This window comes from Vibrio hangzhouensis, from assembly GCF_900107935.1.
Classification (GTDB): Bacteria; Pseudomonadota; Gammaproteobacteria; order Enterobacterales; family Vibrionaceae; genus Vibrio; species Vibrio hangzhouensis.
Map to the genome: position 1 here is coordinate 11,865 of NZ_FNVG01000019.1, position 20,403 is coordinate 32,267.

Here is a 20,403-nt window from a genome sequence, read left to right on the forward strand (position 1 = left end):
ATCAGAGCAAAACATCCAAATAGCGCCACCTTGTCGCGTTAAGCTGTCACTTGTTCTAGCTGCTTTTTCGCTTTACGAATCTTCTTCTCTTCAGCAATAGCAACGAAGGCCAACAGTACGATACAAATAGCCGCTGAGGTATCCAGAGCCGCAAACGTCCCTTGCCATCCAGTCAGACCAAAGATAGGCGTGCCATCAGCAATCATACCCAGACCCAACTTGGCAAAACTGTCACCAATCAGATATGCAAACGTCCCCTTAACACCATCAGCCACACTGATCGCTTTCTTCGGAACAAAGCCAACCGCAGCCACACCAATAAGCAGTTGAGGACCAAAGACCAGGAAGCCTAGTACGAACAACGAAGCCAGATACATAAACTCACTTGTCGCATGTTGGTAGAACTCGAGGCTAACAATGATCAAACCTAAGGAAACACAGGCTACCAATGCACGGCGACCATTGGCCAAATCCGAAAGGTAACCCCACATCAGAGTTCCTACAAGCGCGCCAACTTCGAACAAAGTGAAGCCTGAGATGGCCGTTTCTTTTGACAGGCCAAGTTCCTGGTATGCGTAAACCGTTGACCACTGGTCGATACCGATACGCACGATGTACAGAAAGATATTGGCGAAACACAGTAGCCAAATCACTTTGTTTTTCAGCACGTACTCAATAAAGATTTCGCGCTTAGTCATTTGATTCTCTTCTGCCGCTTCGTCTTCCTCACTGACCGATTCATCAAACAACTCTTCCACTTTACCCAGACCGTATGCCTCAGGGGAGTCGCTGCCGTAACGCAGCCCAAAGAAACCAACAACCAATGCAATCATTGATGGGAAGACAAACATGCCAATAACATGACCATCAAACAGGTAATTTGCACCAAACAGTGCCACACCCGCTGCACCGGCACCACCCACGTTGTGCGACATGTTCCAAAGACCAAGGTATGAACCACGTTTGTTGCGCGGTGTCCACTTAGTAATGGTTGAGTAACTTGATGGGCCACCGGTACTTTGGAAAAAACCGCTTAGCGCATAAAACGCAATCATCAGAAACAGGCTGATACTGCCGCCACCCATACTGAAACTGAAGCCCAACATCGCCAGACCCGACAAAATCAACATAAACGGCAAGAACTGCTTAGTGTTTTTGCCATCGGCATAGTAAGAAACAACCGTTTTACCGATGCCGTAGGTGATCGAAAAGCCCAAACCAATCATACCCAGTTCGGTCATCGACAAACCGTAAGTCGAAATCATATCGTTTTGTGCGATATTGAAGTTCTTACGGATCAGGTACATCGTCATGTAACCAATAAAGACTACTAAATAAGACTGTAAGAAGGGTTTAAACCACATTTTGCGTCTTTGCTCGACTGGCAGATCCAGTGTCGGCTTACGCACTTGTTCTAGAAATTTCAACATGATGAATCCTTAGACTCTCAACATAGAGGAAGCACAACCCAAAGAACGACCCAACATCGGCCTTGGATTGGTGCAAAAATATTTTCATTTGAGGATCAGCGCCCTTGGCACTGAAAATCTATGAGCAAGAGTGTAAGAATCGGCAGCGAGAATGGCTTGAGAGGGGGTCCTAGGAGTACTAGGAAAAATTCCTAGTACTCGTTAGTTAAGTAACAATACGTGAATCACATCACAGTTGTACGGGCATGAAAGCGTTCAGAGCTTTTACTTTTTGCTTTTAAACTGACTGGCGCGCGTCTTTTTGTTGGTGCGTCGATTTGCTTGCTTGTCTCGTTTAGGACGCTTGCTTTCCCCTGTCGATGGTTTATCGGTCACCGGAAACTCAGCGAGCTCCTCCAGCACCAAGGCTCGACCAGTTAACTGACGAATCGCGTCAAGATAAGCGGTTTCGCCATGGCAAACTAACGATAGCGCCTGTCCAGCTTTTCCCGCTCTTGCTGTACGCCCCACTCGGTGCACATAAACGGATGGATCGCTTGGCAACTCAAAGTTAATCACTACAGGAAGATCATCAACATGGATCCCACGTGCCAGTATATCGGTGGCAATTAATAGCTGAACCTCACCTTGTTTAAAGGCTTGTAGCGTACGTTCACGCTCCGATTGGTCTTTATTGCCATGTAATGCACCACTGGCAATACCCGCCTTATTCAGCTTCTTACAGAGGGCGTCGGCATTGTCTCGCGCACCAATAAACACCAACACTTGTGGCCATTGATGTTCGGCAATTTGCTTGATCAGTACATTGGCTTTACTGCCCTTGTTTACCAAATAGAGCGTTTCTGCAATCTGCTCCACCACGCTATTGGTTTTGTTGGCGGCAACGGTTACCGGGTTGTTGAGCAGTGTCGTGACTTTTCCGTCCAACGTCTCAGGTAAAGTGGCTGAAAACATTAAGGTTTGCTTCCTATGGTTAAGCACACTCAGTATGCTCTGAATATCTGGCCAAAAACCCATGTCGAGCAGACGATCGACTTCATCCAGCACCACAGCCTCAATGTCTTGAGTGTCCACCAACTGTTTGTTCATCATATCTAGTAAACGGCCCGGAGTTGCAACGACGATGTCTGGAGCAGCGTTGAGCTGGTGCACCTGTTGTTCGACATCTTCGCCACCTCGAACCACTACGACGGAATAACCTAATCGCGTTGCAATAGGATCAATGGTATCAGCAACCTGTTTCGCCAGTTCCCGTGTAGGGACCAATACCAGCGCTTGTTTTATCTTATCGTTTAGCCGTTGGTCTATCAGTCCAAGTCCAAATGCCAACGTCTTACCGCTGCCCGTTTGCGCAAGTGCCAGAACGTCTCGCTGCGCAGTGATTGCAGGAATCGCCAGGGTTTGAATGTGAGTGGCATCAGAGAATTCACTAGGAATGGCATCCATTAATGCCGAGCTTAACGTTAACTCAGAAAAAGACATGATAGATTTACACGTTCGCAGAAAGATGAGCGGATGATAGGAGGAAAGCGCTGGGAACTCCAGTTTCTGTATCAATAAAAGTGTCGAACGTTAGTAAGCTCTTAGACAGAGCAAACCTGCTCGAATGAATGAGCAGGCTCTGATAGCCATTAAGACGCGGTAGCGTACTCTTCTAGCTCTGCGTGCGATGCCGTAGTGATGAACTCTCCGTCTAAATAGAAATCAACCGAATCGTTACCGCTCACACCCACAAGCGAGCGCAACTTGCCAGATTCGTCGATAAAGTCCATTTGTGTCGTGTTGTCATCAAGCATTGATAGTTTCACTGGAGCAGTAGACAGGTTCTTACCCACTTTGTGGTTCACTTTGATATAAGATTCTGCCGGAGTATCTGCGACCGCTTTTTTCTTGGTAATTGGGTTGGTACCCGTCCAGAATTCAATGGAGTTAACCACAAACAAGTCCGCCGCTGCCGTAATGGCATAGACCGGAGACATTAAGGTATACAAACCCGCTCGCGCATAGCGGTTATCGACACCTTTCAGGTTAACTTCATACATCACTAAGCCTGTTGTCGCCATTTGGCCAATACATCCTGTAAGCATGGTAGACATAAGTGCTGCAGCAATCGTAGTTTTAACAAGTTTCATTTTTTCGAATATCCTCACACACCTCATAATGATGGTGTGACTGACTAACAATGACAGTGATATGAATTGGGCTGAAAGGATTAGAACACTCATAACCACTACCAATAAATTGGCGCGGGATTATAGCCAATATAAGGTGTGCAACAATCTCGAGTTTGAATCGAAAAAAAGTGTGCGATGGCGGGTAAAAAAGGACAAATAACGCGAAAGCTGCCAATAAAAATCTTTACTAACAGACAGTTAATTCAAGAAAGTGTTTTGGGGACAGAAAAAAGAGAAACAGCCGACCAGCGACAATTGCTCCTCTTATTTCTACTTACAGGTCGATTCCTACAGCATCACCAGACTTGCCGTACCCAGAAAGGCAAAAAAACCGACAACATCGGTAACGGTCGTGAGAATCACGGAACCGGCCAGAGCAGGATCCAGATTGAACTTGTCTAGCACCAAAGGTATCAAGACTCCGAATAAAGCGGCAGTGATGATATTAACGATGATTGCTAGCGCAATAGTCGCCCCTAATATCGGTGACTGGAACCAAAGCCCGGCCATCGCGCCGATAATAACCGCCCAGAGCAGACCGTTAATGGCACCAATTCCCAACTCATTTTTGAGCAAAGCAACGCGGTTACTAGCCGTGACCTGATTGAGGGCCATTGAGCGGACAATCAAGGTCAATGTTTGACTGCCTGCAATCCCCCCCATAGAACCGACGATCGGCATCAGAATGGCGAGTGCGACAACTTGAGCAATCACATCCTCAAACAGCCCGATAGTGACTGAGGCTAATATAGCGGTCAGTAGATTTATACCCAACCATACTCCGCGTTTCTGGGAACTTTTGACTACAGGCGCAAACAGATCATCACCTTCATCCATACCAGTTCCCGCCATCAAACGGGACTCGTATATCTCACGCTGCGTGCTCAGCGCGAACTTCCAGTCGATTTCCCCCACCAGCAACCTGCGGTCATCCAAAATCGGCAGTGCACTGAAGGAAGAACGTTCCATGGCTTCGACCGCTTCCGCCAGACTGAGTTTCGCACTGAGCGTTGTGACGTTGTCCAAAATCAGTTTATAGATTCGCTCATTGGGTTCACTTCTCAGCACATTGTTATAATCCACCATACCCCTGAAGCATTTATTTTTATCAATCAGATAGATGTGCGTTGGTTGCTCGTAGTTGTATTTCTCAATGAGCAATCGTGCCCTTTCCACAGAAATGTTGAATGGAATGGCGATTACCTTTCGCTCAGCCCAACGCCCAAGCTCTTCCTCATCGTACTCATTGGCTTGGTCGTAGAGCTCAAGTTCGTCTTTCTCTAATAATGAAATCGCCTCGGTAATGATTTCATCGGGCAACGAATCCGCCCACTCAATCAAAGAAAGATTATCTAGCTTGGCAAGTGTCAGTTTGAGTTCCGTCTCCGACAGCGCATCCAGAATGGAGAAGCGCACCTCGGCACGCGAGTCCGTCAATACCTCAATATGCATTTCAAGGGGAAGCTCCCGCCACAAGCGAACCCTCTGTTCAATGGGGAACGCTTCAAGAATCAGTGCCACCGAACCCGACTCTAAACCCTGTTCGATTAACTGATTCAAAATGTGAGGTTGCTGCTGCTCTTCTACATGGGAGATTTGCTCGATTTGAATCGACAGATCTTGGAATTCGCTCACTGCGGGCTCCCTTTGCAACTCTATTTACTGAACGAAAATAGGCCTGGTGAACAGATCGCGCATCCATTCACTTAAGTGATAGTTTTCAACATTCTACCACGGCTGTATGCTTAGCCAACAGCGGTTAATCCTAGCGAGGCTGATCGTTCTGCCTGCACATTCTCCCTTCTACTCTAACCTCACAGGGCATGACAAACACACAAAAGCTGTCGCGGTTACCAACGACGCTGCCTCGGCTGAAACTCAGGCAGCGTTTTATTTCGAAGGGCTTTTTGCACTCTGGGAAAGTTTCTCCCAAGCATAATGCGTATCTGGCTGTAGGTTTCATAGGCCAGCAGTTTCCATGCAGGGGCTGTCCAATATCTGGTATACATATGCTTCATTGCTGCGGTGACGTCCGGTGACTTTTGTATGATCTGCTGGCAAAGAGCCAACGCCTCATCCATAGGAGTATGGCTGACCTGGGTCACCAACCCAAGTGACTGAGCTTCATCCGCATCCAGTTCTGTGGCTAGGATAGAAATCCGCAATGCTTGATCTTTGGGCATGATTTCACGCAAAGCGACAGAGCCTCCCATATCGGACGTAAGCCCCATTCTCGACTCCATAATCGACAAATTGGCATCGGTGGAACAGATACGAAAATCGGCACCCAGAGCGATCTGCATCCCGGCTCCCCAGCAATAGCCTTCTATTACTGCTATCACTGGTACCGGAAGTTTTCGCCAGTTAGTACTCACTTGCTGAGCTCGATTTGACTGTCCCGGCAACCACTTAAACAGCAATCGCGCGGCAAAGCTCTTATTCTTCATCATTGATTTGAAATCCAGCCCTGAGCTGAAGTGACCTCCACTTCCCGTTAGAATCACCGCCCTTAATCGCCTGTCACGCCTAAGTAGTTTGCTTATGTAAATAAGCTCATCAAACATGGTCATGTCGACACCATTCAGCTTATCGGCCCGGTCTAAACGGACGGTGACAATATCTTGCTCACGGCTCACTTTAATTCTCTGATACTTCATACTATTCCCTTTCAATTTCGCTTAAAAAGCGCGATAACTCCTTGTATTGTGTTCCTAGTGTAGTTGGGAATTGGTTAAAAAATAGATTAGTTACTCTAAAATGAGAATCAGTACCGACCTACAACATCATGCACCTAACGAGGAGTGTGAGATAAGTCTACTTCTGACAAGGCAGTTTGTATAAACCATGAGGCCGATCCAATTAATCTTTCTATCAACTTGAGTCTCAAGGCCCACTCATTGGATAGTCAAGGCTGGTTTGGATAATGGTAGGAAACAGTCACCATGATTAAGGACAATCGCCCACAGAACCAAAACTCTCAGGATGAGTCACTCTGGCACAGTGCCCTGTTCGCTGGATTCACCTTTATATTACTAAGATTCGTGCTGCCCAATCATGCGCAGCTTGGCAGTCAAGCAGAAACTGCAATCATTGAGATCGCAGCAAACTATGCATTAGCAATTTCAACGTTATGGTTCATTCCACCGCTGGCGGCACGAATCAGACGTCGAAAACAGAGCGCCTTACAACCCGATTTGAAAACATCACTCTAAAATTTGCACTTACTCGCAGAAGTAGCCTGAATAAAAATTTTTCGTCGCTTTTTTTGATAACTATGCGTGTTTACAACAGGTTACAACTAGCACGTCAAAATCCCGCAAAAAGTGTGAGCAAGATCAACTTGATCCCATAAATTCATAATGTTACTGTGGTTTTGATGACGAAAATATGACCACAAGGAGTGTGCTTTGCCGAATATTCAAGTGAGTCGTTGGCGTGTTGAATCTTGTCCTGAAGCTCTGGAACAGAAGATCATTTCAGCCGTCGCCTACAAAGAAATGAAGGGAACTATTTCTGATTTTGAGTTGTGTCAGATATTCGGAGAAACCGTTTGGAAGAGCGGTGATGATTACCATACACATGCAGTCTCGGTTTTGATTGATGAAGCCGAAAGATGTTGTAGAGTCATACCAAGGCAGCCTGTCATTTAGCTGCACAGACATCAAAAAAGGTCTACCTACTGGTAGACCTTTTTTATTACTCTTAACTTAGCGGAGCGATTTAGCTCTCTGAGTAAATAGCTTCAAGCTTATCGTCCTTACGTTTCCAGACATCGTTCAGCCAATTGTGAAAACGGCGCTTAAACACTTTGTCATTGAAGTAATCACCGTTGAGATTTTCGTCCATGGCATGAACATCAATTTTGACAACGACTTTACTTAGCTTTCCTTTGAGCATATCGCTAAATGGGGAGGTACGGTTCTCCGGGTAAGCCAAAGTAATGTCAACCACACCATCCAGTAAGTGATTCATGGCATTAAGCGTAAAAGCCACACCGCCTGTTTTCGGCTTTAGCAGGTGTCGATAAGGTGTTTTCACTGTCGCCAGTTTCTCTTCTTTGAACCTGGTTCCTTCAACGAAACTGATCATCGTCGTTGGCACATACTCAAACTTCTTACATGCTTTACGAATTGCATTGAAGTCATCGTTGCGTCTTTCTGGATGCTTAACCAGATACGCTTGTGAATGACGCTTCATGAAAGGCATGTCCAATCCCCAGCACGCAAGGCCAACAAACGGCACATACAGCAGGCTTTGTTTAAGAAGGAATTTACACATTGGCATTCGATTTTTCATCACGGAAGTGATGATCACGATATCGGCCCAGCTCAAGTGATTTGACAATAGCATATACCATTGCTCAGGAGACAAATCCTCGCCACCTTCGACCTGCCATTCAATATTGTTGTTCAGGTTCAGCAGCCACAGGTTTAATGTCGCCCACAACCACATCTGCTTGTTAGACAAGCTGGTCATCGAAGTTTGCACAAACTTAAGAGGCAGGATCAACTTGATAATGGAAAATGTACAAACCACGAGTGCTGTGATGGCGGTGTTTGTCATAACCAACAGTGAATTAATAAACAGTCGTAGATTGCTAAGCATACATTTTGTTACATCTGGAAAAATTGATGCCAATCATAACAACTTTTAACCAAAGGTATAGTAATGCTTTGTCAGGAAAACGGGCCATAAAAATAGCCCGTTAATTTATTGTTTTATAACAGTAAGTTACTAAATCCAGCCTGCCAGATGTCCGACCAGATATAAGGCAATTGCGGCCATAATTCCGGCAACAATATCATCAACCATGATGCCCAGGCCACCGTGAACACGCTTATCCAGCCAACCTATCGGCCACGGTTTTACCATATCGAAAAAGCGAAATAACACAAAGCCGGTGACTAGCCACTTCCAGTCATCGACCGGCAACTTCAGAATCGGCACAATGGCCATGGTGATCCAAAAACCCGCAAACTCATCCCAAACGATAGAGCCATGGTCATGCACGCCCATATCATCAGAAGTCACCTGACATATCTTGATGCCAATGACACAAGAGACAAACACAAGGAATAAGTACACACTTAGTGGCAACTGAACCAGCAGTAAGTAGAGTGGCACAGCCGCCAGCGTCCCCATGGTGCCGGGAATGATGGGCGATAAACCACTACCAAAACCTGTTGCAAGCAGGTGCCAAGGGTTTTTCAGTGAGATGAGATTAAGTGGATTGCTCATTGATTTACCTTAAAATGATCGAAGCCACCTAACTGCCAGTTAAGCGTCTGTTCGTTTTCGTGAAGTTCGAGATACTCAGTGCCAGTGATTTGACCAATACAGGTAAATGGCGTATTAACGAGTGCCACTTCCAACTGACCTCTGTTGGCCTCGGGTACGGTAAAGCATAGCTCGTATTCTTCACCGCTGGTTAACGCATACTGTCGCGCCTGAGTATCGTCTTTAATGAATGCTCTCAGTTCAGTTGATAGTGGTAGCTTAGCAACATCAACTCGAGCCCCGACATTTGAACGTTTTAAAATATGCCCCAAATCAGAGATCAGTCCGTCGGATATATCAATGGCAGCGGATGCAACATCGCGCAATGCAAGACCCGCTAAGACTCTGGGGACAGACTCAAAATGACGACGCTCAAGCTCTTTGTTCAGCGCACTGTCATCACTGATGTTCTTTTCAAGAATGACGTCCAGTCCGGCTTTGGCGTCACCCAGTGAACCGGTAACGTAGATCCAATCTCCGACGCTGGCCCCACTGCGAGTCAGCGCCTTACCTTCAGGTAGGCTGCCCTGAACCGTTAGCGTGATAGCTAATGGTCCTCTGGTGGTGTCTCCACCGATAAGTTGAACGCCATAGTAATCCGCCAGCTCAAAAAACGCCTGACAAAAACGCTCTAACCAAGGCTCATCAACTTCGGGCAATGAGATCCCCATTGAGACCCAGCAAGGTGATGCCCCCATGGCGGCCAAATCACTGATATTTGAGGCCAGCGCCTTATGAGCTATCCATGCGGGATCAGCATCTGCTAAAAAGTGAGTGCCCGATACCAGCGTATCAGTACTAATGGCAATATGGGTGCCAGAGGCAGGTGCCACTATTGCGCAATCATCACCTTGCGCCAATATGACATCTTTACGTTGCTGTTGCCTGTGTGCGAAATACTTATCGATTAAACTAAATTCACCGGCCATCTTGTTGAATGCGTGCGGAAAAGATGGAGAGAGTATATAAAAAAGGCCAGCAATTTGCTGACCTTTTTACGAATAGACAAACTTAAACCGTTACTTTTTACGAACGTGTGGTGCAGCTTTATCCAGTACACCATTGACGAACTTGTGGCTGTCTTCTGCTGCGAAAACTTTAGCCAGTTCGATCGCTTCGTTAATAACCACTTTGTAAGGTACGTCTTCACGGCTCGTCATTTCATACATCGCAAGACGAAGAAGCGCGAGCTCCATCATGTCCAGATCTTGCATAGGACGAGATACGAATGGACGCAACTTGCTGTCTAGTTCCGTGTGATTCAACGCGACACCCGTGAGCAGGTCACGGAAATATACAACGTCAGTCTCTGGCGCAGTCAACGCAGGCTCAGCAGCATGATGTTCTTCTTCATCATACTTACCACCTGATAAGAACTGTTCTTCAACAGTGGCAACATTTTCTTTAGTAATTTGCCAAGAATAAATTGCTTGCAGAGCAAATTGACGTGCATTACGACGTGCGGCTGGTTTCACACTGGCCCCCATTAGGAATCGATTTCAGAAAGAACGTTGATCATTTCAAGCGCGCTCAGTGCAGCCTCTGCACCTTTATTACCAGCCTTGGTTCCTGCACGCTCGATTGCTTGATCGATGGTATCAACAGTCAGTACACCAAATGCTACTGGTAGGCTATATTCCAGAGACACTTGTGCAAGACCTTTATTACACTCACTACAAACATAGTCGAAATGTGGTGTACCGCCACGAATAACTGTGCCTAGAGATACGATTGCATCAAACTTACCTGTTTTTGCAACACGCTGAGCAACCAATGGTAGCTCAACCGCACCCGGGCAACGTACAACAGTGATGTTGTCTTCGCTCACCTGACCGTGACGTTTTAAAGTATCGATAGCACCAGACAGTAGGCTTTCATTGATAAAACTATTGAAACGAGAAATAACAATAGCAATCTTTGCGTTCGGTGCTGGGAAGCCACCCTCGATAACTTTCATATGCTTTCCTTATAAACTATGTTCATCGCGCGAGAATCGCCGGATTCTAGCACAACTCAATTATTAATATCTACCGCTAACTTCGCTCAAACATAGGTTTCACAATGCTTGTCGGCCACAGCGGTCAATCTAAACAGAAAAAGCCTTTGCATATCATAGGCAAAGGCTTGGATTTTATTATTCAGTCACGTACTCGGTCACACTCAGGCCAAATCCGCCCAGCGCGTGATATTTCTTATCAGCTGAAGACAACAGTTTCATTTCATGGACGCCCAGATCAGCGAGGATCTGCGAACCGACGCCAACTCGACGAGACGTACCCTGTTTTTTAGCCATCGTAGGAGCCTGACCATTGTCCTGCTGCTCGAACACTTTGATTTTATGCACGATAAAGTCAGTACTTTCTTCGTTGCCAAGAATAACCAGTACTCCCCCTTCTTTAGCAATACGTTTCATTGCTTTATCCAGGGTCCAGCTGCGGTCTGAATTGCGGTTAGAACGCAAAATATCCGTAAAGGTATCTTGCAGATGAACGCGGACCAACGGAGTGTTCGCACTCAGATCACCAGCGCACATCGCATAGTGGATTTGATTGTCGATGGTATCGCGATACGTCACCAGTTCAAAATCACCAAATTCTGTTGGCAGATGGCAGGCAGCCACACGTTCAATCGTTGTCTCGTTGTTATTACGGTACTCGATCAAATCGGCAATCGTACCCAGTTTGATGTCGTGCTTTTCTGCAAACACTTCTAAATCCGGACGGCGAGCCATGGTGCCGTCGTCATTCAGAATTTCGACAATCACCGATGCTGGCTCCAAGCCAGCTAATTTGGCTAGATCACAACCCGCTTCAGTGTGGCCTGCGCGAGTCAACACTCCGCCATCTTGCGCAGCTAACGGAAAAATGTGGCCAGGCTGAACAAGATCAGCCGCTTTAGCATCTTTTGCTACTGCGGCCTGAACCGTGCGCGCACGATCCGCTGCCGAGATCCCGGTGGTCACGCCTTCTGCCGCTTCAATCGATACGGTAAAGTTCGTGGTGTATTGTGCATTGTTATCTTGCACCATAGGTGGCAAGCCTAATGTTTCACAACGCTCTTTGGTCATTGTCAGGCAAATCAGCCCCCGACCATGGGTCGCCATAAAGTTGATCGCTTCCGGCGAAATGTGCTCGGCGGCCATAATAAGGTCGCCTTCGTTCTCACGATCTTCGTCATCCATCAGGATAACCATTTTCCCAAGACGAATATCTTCTATGATTTCTTGCGGCGTACTAATAGGCATTTCACGTTCCTGTTGTTCTATTGGGCATCAAACGGTCTTTGGCGTTAAGCAAAACCATTTTGTTGTAAGAATTCCATTGTAATACGAGACTCAGGCTCACTTGAGGTCTGCGCTTGTAGCAAACGCTCCATATAACGAGCAAGGACATCGACCTCTAAATTTACTCTACGACCAACCTGAAAATGGTCAATGGTGGTCTCTTCAGAGGTATGGGGGACGATCGTCAGTTTAAAGGCATCTTTGCGGATGTCATTCACAGTCAGGCTAATGCCATCCACAGTAATCGAGCCTTTTTCTGCCACATACTTGCTGAGCTCTGAAGGCATCTGTACCCAGAACTCAACGGCACGGCCTACCTGCTGACGGTCAACAATTTCACCGACACCATCGACGTGACCCGAGACAATGTGACCACCAAAACGCGTTGTGGGTAACATGGCCTTTTCCAGGTTCACTTTATCACCGACACTGTAGTGGGCGAATCCGGTTTTCTTCAATGTTTCAACCGATAAATCAGCTTGATAGCTGTTCTCGGTATAGTCGGTCACCGTAAGGCATACGCCGTTGGTCGCAATACTGTCACCAAGCTTTACATCGCTCATATCCAGTTTGCCCACTTCGACATGAACGCTGATGTCTTCACCCTTTGGCGTAATTGCTTTAAGCGTACCAACCGCTTCAATAATTCCTGTAAACATGACTTCTATTTCTGCTTAAATTGTGGTGTGGCGACAATGCGAATATCACGCCCCACCATTCGAATATCTTTAATATTTAGGTCAATCACATCCTGCATGTCCGTCAGACCCAACGCTCCAATCAGCCCTCGGCCATCGGCACCCATAAGCTTAGGCGCTAAATACACGATTAGCTCATCCACCAGCTGCTGTTGAATCATGGCGCTGGCGAGTGTTGCCCCGGCTTCCACCCAGACGTGATTGATTTGATGCTGTGAAGCAAGCGTCGCCAAGACCTGCGACAGATCAAGACGTCCGTTCTCATCGGCAGAGACATTCAGCTCACTGTCTTGCTCGGCGATACGTATCACCTCACCGCCCGTCTGATATAACTTCAGTTCCTGATTCAGATGCTGCTGTCTATCGAGAATGGCACGCAATGGCTGGCGCAGCCTCTCAGGTTCGATAATATCAGTTACACCGCTGGGAAGTTCATTCCATCGAACGTTTAATGACGCATTGTCTTCGATAACAGTTTGACTGGTAGAGAGTATCGCCCCCGCCACCGCTCGATAGGCCTGAACATCCTGACGAGCTTGTGGACCAGTGATCCATTGACTACGACCATTCGCCAGTGCGGTTTGCCCATCCAGGCTGGCCGCCATCTTCAATTGCACAAATGGCATCTGGGTTTCCATTTTCTTCAAGAAACCAGGGTTCAATGCTCTGGCATCCGACTCCATCAGCCCCACTTGTACATCAATGCCCGCTTCTCTCAACATATTGAAACCACGGCCGGCGACTTGGGGATTGGGATCGGACATCGCACAAATCACCCGAGCAACACCTGCCTTGATCAACCCTTCAGCACACGGTGGAGTGCGACCATAATGAGAACACGGCTCTAAAGTCACATAAGCTGTTGCACCTTTAGCACGTTCACCTGCCATCCTCAGAGCATACACCTCGGCATGAGGTTCACCCGCCTTCTTATGGTAACCTTCGCCAACAATTTGGTTGTCCAGCGTGATGACACAACCCACATTTGGGTTAGGCGCTGTAGTGAAACGTCCTCTTTTGGCGAGTGCTATTGCGCGAGTCATCATCTGATAATCGTTAGCGCTAAACTGACTCATAACTTTCCATACCTGTGGCTGATCTCGTCATAGTGGCACTCAGTCTTCAAGACGGGCAATTTCTTCGCCAAACTCTCGAATATCTTCGAAACTGCGATAGACTGATGCAAAGCGAATATAAGCGACCTTATCCAACTCTTTGAGTTGAGCCATTACCAGATTACCGATCATTTCGCTCGGAACCTCCCGCTCTCCTGTTGCCCGTAACTGAGATTCTATGTGGCTAATGGCCAATTCAATGGCATCAGCACTCACTGGACGTTTTTCCAGCGCACGCTGGATGCCTCCGACCATTTTATCTTTATTAAACGGTTCTCGGTTACCATTCGACTTGATCACTTTTGGCATGACCAACTCAGCGGTTTCAAAGGTGGTGAAACGTTCGCTGCATGCCAGACATTGACGTCGGCGACGCACCTGGTGACCATCGGCCACTAGCCGAGAGTCGATAACTTTCGTGTCATTTTCGGAGCAAAAGGGACAATGCATAACACCTCCTGTGGTTGAATCCACAGTTTAGCGAAAATTGATCTATTAAGAAATCTACTATTTGACCTGTTAAGTGAGGTTACTTCATGTATTCCTGAATTGCCTCACACTCTTGCCAATCAAATTCAGTGACAAGATGATGCCACACGTCATCAAATGGCGCTCTGATGGTCACCTCCTGTTCCGTAACAGGATGCGTAAAACTTAACGAAGACGCATGCAATAACAAACGATGAGCATCGTAATGCTCCCTGAACAGACGATTGTGGCGCCCATCACCGTGAGTGGTATCGCCAATAATCGGATGACTCAAATGATGCATATGTCTTCGCAACTGATGCTTACGACCGGTTTTTGGCTTCATCTCCATCAAGCAGTATCGGCTGGTTGGAAATCTGCCTGTTGAATAAGGGACTTCCACTGTAGCCAGAGGCTGATACGCGGTAATCGCGGGCTGTGCTTCTTTATCCTGAGTAGCAAATTTGTCAGCAATTTTATCCAACTCGACTTTAAGTGGATAATCAAGCACATCACCCTGCTCAATCCAGCCACGAACGACTGCATGATAAGTTTTTTCAATGCGGTGCTCTGCAAACATCGGCATGCCCTTTGCGGCGACTTCTTTTGACAGCGCGAACAGTAACACCCCCGATGTAGGTCGATCTAAGCGATGTAAAGGAAACACATGCTGACCGATTTGGTCACGTAGCGTCTGCATCACAAAGCGCGTTTCGTTCTTATCCAGCCATGATCGATGGACGAGCATCCCTGCAGGCTTGTTCACCGCCACCAGGTGTTCATCTTGAAAGAGGATCTCTAAAGGTGGCACTTCAACTAGCGAGTCAGATTCGGTCATTTTGCTGCCCCATCGATTTTTTTCAGCACGGTAAGAATATCCTGGTATTGACTTTGCCCTTTCCATACCTGTTCAAAGTAAGGAGCGATCTCAAACCCAGAAGGCGCGGACTGCCCGGCGGCTAACATAGACTCGATACGATGAATAAAGATCCATTGCAACCACTCGTGTGGTTCCAGTGTGTCGATGGCGAATGGTTGTTGGCTGCTCAACGCGGCTTCTGACGGCGCTTCACGCTGCCACAGCGCGTGTTTTTTGAGCAGCTGTTTAAGTTCAATCAATAATAGTTGCATTGTTATGTACACAATTCTCGGTCAAGCTTTCACCACTATAGCTAAGTGGCCTCAATATCGAGTAAAAAGCCAACCAATAACTTGAAAATTCAAGATAGAATACCATCTATTGTTGTATACCCAAACCGTACTAGGAATAACTCCATGGATACCATTCATACTTTGACGGACCTTCTGGTGAACAGTGGCTGCCAATATCAGATCTACGATATCTCGCGACGTGTCCAGCGTATTGACAATGATCAGTTCGCAAACGTTGAGCGCGCCAATCAGCCCTACCCCTATCCGATTCAAAGACAAGCCCAGTTCGCCATTGCGTACTGGAATGAAGCAAGACAACCATGGATTTGGTTCCTGAAGTTTAACCTTGACGAGCGCGGTCTGTTAAATCAAGCCGATGTCGGGCAATTTCTCAAATATGTCATCGAAGCAATGGGAAGCAGGCTCAGCAATGACATGTCAGAAGAGCAACAACAGAAATTGGCCAACAATCCGTTCACCTTCAAACCAAAGGATGACAAGCTGGCGGTGTTCCACAGTCTGTTACGTGCCAAATTGCAACTTTCCACCAGTCAGTATTACCAACATGCTCAAGACTATTTCTCCGGGCAACTCGGTTGGGAGAACTGGCAGACGGTGGGTTTGCAAGGTATAACCGATATGGCGGCGAGATTGGGTCATGACGAAAACGGGCGTACTATCCGGGCCGCCCTTAAAAACATCGCCAGCGAACCTAAGTATGCGTTACTCGGGGCACTGGAACATGTCACTCTGCCCGAAAAACTGTCTGACACCCTGTTTGAACTGACACTCAATGAATGTCACTCAGCTGAACCAGATTTGTTTTTGCTTTCAGCCTACGTCCGTGCGCTATCTGGCGGTAAAGCTCAACAATTAGAGTCTCTGGTTGGCACTATTTTGGCAAGCGCTCGATTGAGTCATCAGGAAATTCTTATTGCAATTGCCGGTCGGTCCTGGCTGCCACTGACCACGCCTTCTCTGGCGGAAAACTACTTGATTCGTCTGGCGCAGACAGGTAATCAAACTCTGTTTAATCAGGTGTTTGCCGATTTAGTCATGATGCCAAGCTTACGTCTGGTGTTATTGCCACTATTGCATTCCAGTCCATCGCCTGAACTGGCTCAGGCTTTGCTCGCATTGCAACAGTCCACCACGCAGAGTCGTCCACACTAGGAGGGGGCAGTGATAGACAATCTACTTATGATATTGGCACTGAGTGTTTTTTGCTTTGTGTTCTGGCAGCAGCGACGACAGTCTGAGATTGCTAAGGCGGCGGTGATCCGGCGCTGCAAGGAACTGGATCTGCAAATGCTCAGCGTCTCTTTCGGCGCTCATAAACTCAGAGACGCCAACGGAAGGTGGGGGTGGCACACTATTTATGAATTTGAGTTTTCAGCGCTAGGCGATGACTACTATCAAGGGAAACTGCTGATGAAAGGGTTTTATGTGCTGAACTTTCATCTGCCTCCACACCGTATGTAGATTGAAATATCAGATAAGGGCCATGCTCATCTTTATCATGGCCACATTGCGCAAAGCCTAATTTTTTCAGCAATCGGATGGACGGTTCATGGTCAATATCCACATTGGCCGTCAAAGTCTTTAACCCTAACGTGAATACTGCATCGGGAATAAAGGCTCTTAGTACCTCCGTACCAATACCCTTATTCCAGTACTGTTTATCAAAGATATACCCTAATTCCGCCGTACCGTCGTCCAGATGTTCAATAAAGACATGCCCCAGGTAGTCACGGGTTCTGATATCCAGCACAGCCATTGCATAGATATTCGGATTATTAAGAATTGAACGAAATATCGTGCGCGCTTTAGCCAGTGAATGTGGGCCATTCATATGCTTTCTGTTCTTTGCACAAACGTTGAGCATAAGGAAGTCCGACTCTAAATGGTCGGTATAGGGAATCAATATTGTCCTTAAAGTAGCAATCGTCATGACTTCTTTTCATTCCTTTGAGTTGGCGTGCAGACTATAACAAGTGGAATACGGAGAGTTTTTGATCTTGGCTATGCCCGCACAAATAAGATCCGGGTCAGCCAATAAGAAAAGCCCCAACACTCGCGTATTGGGGCTATAGTCTTACTCGCAGCAGTCCGGCTACTAAAAATGCTCCATGCATCATCCGTAATAGTGGCTGAATCCTTCAGCTTTATCCTTTCTTCGCCGTCCTAGCGGTGTCCATTTCATCCAATGACGCTAACTATCCCAGTCAGCTCGCTTCACTTGTTCCCTGAGCGGTGTCCCTGACATCATCCTGATGCTGTTCCTGCACTCTTCCTGAGTGTGTCCGTTTCCTTTAAAATCATCATCCTGACGATTGTTCGCATCCCGCGCTATCCTAACATCCTTGCTGGTTACGGTTCCTTTGGTAACCAAATCTTCTTCCTGAAGATGACCTTCCAATGTCTTTCCTGTTCCGTGTCAGCATCCTTCCGACAAGTTCTAATTTACGCCGATCCCTGATTATCACAATGGACTCTGGTAGTAAGTTTTTTAAAAAAAGATGTTAAAAACTATTTAAATCCTATAACAAACAGAAAGTTAACTAAATGAGCTTCCTTTTTTCTTGCTGTTTTTTCTCTTTGTCTCACAACACCTGTGAGAGATCTCGCACAGGGGATTTCCTATTTACCCACGAAGCCTTATTTGCTCGCGTCTGCACAGTGTGATCTTGCTCAAGCTGTACCTCTCGCTTGATCACGGGTACTATTTGTCTATCACCTCAGTTATGGAAAATCTCATATGCTTACTAAAGACGTATCTGCAGAAATTGAAGCAGTGCTCAGTGCGCTTGATGCCGAAGGAAAAGAGCCTTCAGTGGCATTGGTGAAAGCCAGACTTAAGTCAAAAGTTCCGATGCCAGCACTCATCGCGGTCATCAAATCCTGGAGAAGCAGTCAACACGTGCCTAAAGTGGAAGTGGCCGCTGACACTCAGGAACCATCTCTGGAACAACGCGTAAAGCAACTCGAATTACAGGTAGCGGAACTGACTAGAAAACTGACGGCACTGGAGCAAAAGCATGGTTAAGATTTGGGTTGATGCAGACGCCTGCCCCAAGGTTATTCGTGAGACCCTCTGCAGAGCAGCAGAGCGAACTGGGCTAACCTGCACATTTGTTGCCAACCATACTGTGCCGGTTCCAAAGCGTGACAACATTCATTCACTGACCGTACCATCGGGCTTTGATATTGCAGACAATGAAATCGTCAAACGCGTTTCCCAGGGGGATCTTGTGGTGACCTCAGACATTCCTCTTGCGGATGAAGTCATCAGCAAAAATGCGTTGGCGCTCAGCCCACGGGGTGAACTCTTTACCAAAGACACCATAAAGGCACGACTCAATATTCGTGATTTTATGGAAACTATGCGCTCCAGTGGCATCCAAACCGGCGGGCCAGCCCCATTAGGGCAAACGGAGCGACGAGAATTTGCAAATCAACTGGATCGTTTTCTGGCAAAAGCAACAAAATAGCCATAAAAAAACCAGAGCAACAATGCTCTGGTTTTCTTTGTATCAAGGTTTAAGGTCGAGGCAGGTAATCTGCTTTTCCAACCCATTTGTAGCTCGTCAACTCTTCCAGCCCCATTGGACCGCGAGCATGCAGCTTCTGAGTAGACACTGCCACTTCTGCCCCCAAACCAAACTGAGCACCATCAGTAAATCGGGTTGAAGCGTTCACATATACGGCAGCCGAGCCCGCAGAGTTTATGAACTTCTCTGAGTTGGCCAGACTGTTCGTCATTATGGCATCTGAGTGGCTGGCATTGTGAACGCGCATATGATCAATGGCTTCATCAATATCTGTTACGACTTTTACGCCAAGCGTATAGCTGAGCCATTCGGTATCAAAGTCGCCGTCACCCGCCATACGAAGATCTTGCGTGCCATCCAGAATCGAGTACGCGGCCGGCTGCGCCACCAGTGTGACTTTACCTTGTAGACGCTCAGCGATCATCGGCAAAAACTCATGGGCGACCTTTTCGTGGACTAGCAAGGTATCCAACGCGTTACAGGCCGACGGGCGTTGTACTTTTGAGTTTTCTACCACATCCAGAGATCGCAGCAGATCAGCAGACTCATCAACAAATATATGACTGATACCAAATCCGCCAATGATGACTGGGATATTGCTGTTTTCTTTACACATTTTGTGTAAACCCGCACCGCCACGAGGAATAATCATATCCACGTAGTCATCCAGTTTAAGCAGTTGAGACACCAACTCGCGGTCCGGCTTTTCAATGTATTGTACCGAAGCCGCTGGCAAACCCGCTTTGTCGAGCGCAGACTGAATCACTTTAACCAGCTCCATGTTCGAGAAAAACGTCTCTTTGCCCCCACGGAGAATACTGGCATTACCGGTTTTCAGGCACAACGCGGCGATATCGATCGTTACATTTGGACGAGCTTCGTAGATCACACCGACCACACCCAGTGGCACTCGACGACGAGACAGGCTCATGCCATTCTCAAGAACTTTACTGTCAATTTCACTGCCCACAGGGTCAGAAAGTGTGATCACGTTACGTACGTCATCGGCAATGCCTTTGAGGCGCTGCTCATTGAGCAAAAGTCGGTCGAGCAATGCATCCGTCAACCCGGCGTCACGACCTAGCTCAATATCTTTAGCATTCGCTGCAAGAATCATATCCGCATTGGCTTCCAGCTCATCGGCAATGATCTGTAGTGCCTTGTTCTTTTGTGCTGTCGACGCGGTAGCCAGAGTAAAACTCGCTTGTTTCGCGCTCTGACCCAGTTTAATCATATCCATAATTTGTCCCTTAAT

At 47.1% G+C, this 20,403-nt stretch carries 24 protein-coding genes; 6 read left to right on the forward strand and 18 right to left on the reverse strand.

Translation table 11 applies throughout. The features are described from left to right. Positions 1 to 38 precede the first annotated feature (38 nt). From uhpT to C4S60_RS16870, 5 genes are all read right to left on the reverse strand, one after another. The gene (gene uhpT / locus C4S60_RS16850; protein WP_103881530.1) at positions 39 to 1,430 is read right to left on the reverse strand and encodes a hexose-6-phosphate:phosphate antiporter; all 1,392 of its coding nucleotides are present in this window, start codon (positions 1,428 to 1,430) and stop codon (positions 39 to 41) included. 264 nt (positions 1,431 to 1,694) lie between these two features. Further along, positions 1,695 to 2,912: a DEAD/DEAH box helicase gene (locus C4S60_RS16855; protein ID WP_103881531.1), complete on the reverse strand. Its 1,218-nt coding sequence runs from the start codon at positions 2,910 to 2,912 to the stop codon at positions 1,695 to 1,697. A gap of 149 nt (positions 2,913 to 3,061) precedes the next feature. Continuing rightward, entirely contained in the window at positions 3,062 to 3,562 is a 501-nt protein-coding gene (locus tag C4S60_RS16860; protein ID WP_103881532.1) for a DUF3332 family protein, read from the reverse strand. A gap of 330 nt (positions 3,563 to 3,892) precedes the next feature. Then, complete coding sequence (locus C4S60_RS16865) at positions 3,893 to 5,239, reverse strand: magnesium transporter (RefSeq protein WP_103881533.1); 1,347 nt, start codon at positions 5,237 to 5,239, stop codon at positions 3,893 to 3,895. A gap of 215 nt (positions 5,240 to 5,454) precedes the next feature. Further along, on the reverse strand, positions 5,455 to 6,261 hold the full coding sequence (locus C4S60_RS16870; protein ID WP_103881534.1) for a crotonase/enoyl-CoA hydratase family protein: 807 nt from the start codon (positions 6,259 to 6,261) through the stop codon (positions 5,455 to 5,457). Positions 6,262 to 6,546: 285 nt separating this feature from the next. Here C4S60_RS16870 and C4S60_RS16875 point away from each other — a divergent pair, with 285 nt between their 5' ends. Further along, positions 6,547 to 6,816, forward strand: a complete 270-nt coding sequence (locus C4S60_RS16875; RefSeq protein WP_103881535.1) for a hypothetical protein — start codon at positions 6,547 to 6,549, stop codon at positions 6,814 to 6,816. A gap of 195 nt (positions 6,817 to 7,011) precedes the next feature. Then, positions 7,012 to 7,254 (forward strand): hypothetical protein, encoded by a 243-nt coding sequence (locus tag C4S60_RS16880; RefSeq protein ID WP_103881536.1) that lies wholly within the window; start codon positions 7,012 to 7,014, stop codon positions 7,252 to 7,254. Between the two features lie 70 nt (positions 7,255 to 7,324). Here the strand turns inward: C4S60_RS16880 and C4S60_RS16885 are convergent, their stop codons facing one another. The 11 genes from C4S60_RS16885 to C4S60_RS16935 form a co-directional block, all read right to left on the reverse strand. Then, entirely contained in the window at positions 7,325 to 8,209 is an 885-nt protein-coding gene (locus tag C4S60_RS16885; protein ID WP_103881537.1) for an acyltransferase, read from the reverse strand. A 129-nt stretch (positions 8,210 to 8,338) separates the two neighbouring features. Next, positions 8,339 to 8,842: a phosphatidylglycerophosphatase A gene (pgpA, locus tag C4S60_RS16890; RefSeq protein ID WP_103881538.1), complete on the reverse strand. Its 504-nt coding sequence runs from the start codon at positions 8,840 to 8,842 to the stop codon at positions 8,339 to 8,341. Next, complete coding sequence (gene thiL / locus C4S60_RS16895; protein WP_103881539.1) at positions 8,839 to 9,810, reverse strand: thiamine-phosphate kinase; 972 nt, start codon at positions 9,808 to 9,810, stop codon at positions 8,839 to 8,841. The genes pgpA and thiL overlap by 4 nt, the downstream gene beginning before the upstream one ends. 90 nt (positions 9,811 to 9,900) lie before the next feature. After that, a complete protein-coding gene (gene nusB, locus C4S60_RS16900) occupies positions 9,901 to 10,368 on the reverse strand; it encodes a transcription antitermination factor NusB (protein ID WP_006069876.1) in 468 nt (155 codons plus the stop codon). After that, positions 10,368 to 10,838 (reverse strand): 6,7-dimethyl-8-ribityllumazine synthase, encoded by a 471-nt coding sequence (gene ribH / locus C4S60_RS16905; protein WP_004415274.1) that lies wholly within the window; start codon positions 10,836 to 10,838, stop codon positions 10,368 to 10,370. The genes nusB and ribH overlap by 1 nt, the downstream gene beginning before the upstream one ends. 177 nt (positions 10,839 to 11,015) lie before the next feature. Beyond that, positions 11,016 to 12,125 carry a bifunctional 3,4-dihydroxy-2-butanone-4-phosphate synthase/GTP cyclohydrolase II gene (gene ribBA / locus C4S60_RS16910; RefSeq protein WP_103881540.1) on the reverse strand — a complete coding sequence of 370 codons (1,110 nt, stop codon included), beginning with the start codon at positions 12,123 to 12,125 and terminating at the stop codon, positions 11,016 to 11,018. 44 nt (positions 12,126 to 12,169) lie between these two features. Next, positions 12,170 to 12,823 carry a riboflavin synthase gene (locus tag C4S60_RS16915; RefSeq protein WP_103881541.1) on the reverse strand — a complete coding sequence of 218 codons (654 nt, stop codon included), beginning with the start codon at positions 12,821 to 12,823 and terminating at the stop codon, positions 12,170 to 12,172. A 5-nt stretch (positions 12,824 to 12,828) separates the two neighbouring features. Further along, on the reverse strand, positions 12,829 to 13,938 hold the full coding sequence (ribD, locus tag C4S60_RS16920) for a bifunctional diaminohydroxyphosphoribosylaminopyrimidine deaminase/5-amino-6-(5-phosphoribosylamino)uracil reductase RibD (protein ID WP_103881542.1): 1,110 nt from the start codon (positions 13,936 to 13,938) through the stop codon (positions 12,829 to 12,831). A gap of 39 nt (positions 13,939 to 13,977) precedes the next feature. Beyond that, entirely contained in the window at positions 13,978 to 14,427 is a 450-nt protein-coding gene (gene nrdR, locus C4S60_RS16925) for a transcriptional regulator NrdR (RefSeq protein WP_103881543.1), read from the reverse strand. Between the two features lie 79 nt (positions 14,428 to 14,506). Continuing rightward, a complete protein-coding gene (gene truC, locus C4S60_RS16930) occupies positions 14,507 to 15,283 on the reverse strand; it encodes a tRNA pseudouridine(65) synthase TruC (protein ID WP_103881544.1) in 777 nt (258 codons plus the stop codon). Continuing rightward, the gene (locus C4S60_RS16935; RefSeq protein WP_103881545.1) at positions 15,280 to 15,576 is read right to left on the reverse strand and encodes a YqcC family protein; all 297 of its coding nucleotides are present in this window, start codon (positions 15,574 to 15,576) and stop codon (positions 15,280 to 15,282) included. The genes truC and C4S60_RS16935 overlap by 4 nt, the downstream gene beginning before the upstream one ends. A 144-nt stretch (positions 15,577 to 15,720) precedes the next feature. On the opposite strand from C4S60_RS16935, the gene C4S60_RS16940 reads away from it, so the two are divergent. After that, on the forward strand, positions 15,721 to 16,770 hold the full coding sequence (locus C4S60_RS16940) for a DUF3549 family protein (protein WP_103881546.1): 1,050 nt from the start codon (positions 15,721 to 15,723) through the stop codon (positions 16,768 to 16,770). A 9-nt stretch (positions 16,771 to 16,779) separates the two neighbouring features. Further along, entirely contained in the window at positions 16,780 to 17,079 is a 300-nt protein-coding gene (locus C4S60_RS16945) for a DUF3301 domain-containing protein (protein WP_103881547.1), read from the forward strand. Here C4S60_RS16945 and C4S60_RS16950 read toward each other — a convergent pair. Beyond that, positions 16,970 to 17,548, reverse strand: coding sequence for a GNAT family N-acetyltransferase (locus C4S60_RS16950; protein ID WP_103881548.1), 579 nt, complete (start codon positions 17,546 to 17,548; stop codon positions 16,970 to 16,972). The two genes, C4S60_RS16945 and C4S60_RS16950, sit on opposite strands and share 110 nt — an antisense overlap. 807 nt (positions 17,549 to 18,355) lie before the next feature. Between C4S60_RS16950 and C4S60_RS16960 the strand changes: the two genes are divergently transcribed. Both C4S60_RS16960 and C4S60_RS16965 read left to right on the forward strand, forming a co-directional pair. Next, complete coding sequence (locus tag C4S60_RS16960) at positions 18,356 to 18,643, forward strand: hypothetical protein (RefSeq protein ID WP_103881550.1); 288 nt, start codon at positions 18,356 to 18,358, stop codon at positions 18,641 to 18,643. Then, the gene (locus tag C4S60_RS16965; protein WP_103881551.1) at positions 18,636 to 19,088 is read left to right on the forward strand and encodes a YaiI/YqxD family protein; all 453 of its coding nucleotides are present in this window, start codon (positions 18,636 to 18,638) and stop codon (positions 19,086 to 19,088) included. The genes C4S60_RS16960 and C4S60_RS16965 overlap by 8 nt, the downstream gene beginning before the upstream one ends. Before the next feature lie 49 nt (positions 19,089 to 19,137). Here the strand turns inward: C4S60_RS16965 and C4S60_RS16970 are convergent, their stop codons facing one another. Further along, entirely contained in the window at positions 19,138 to 20,388 is a 1,251-nt protein-coding gene (locus C4S60_RS16970) for a glutamate-5-semialdehyde dehydrogenase (protein ID WP_103881552.1), read from the reverse strand. Positions 20,389 to 20,403: the final 15 nt, after the last annotated feature.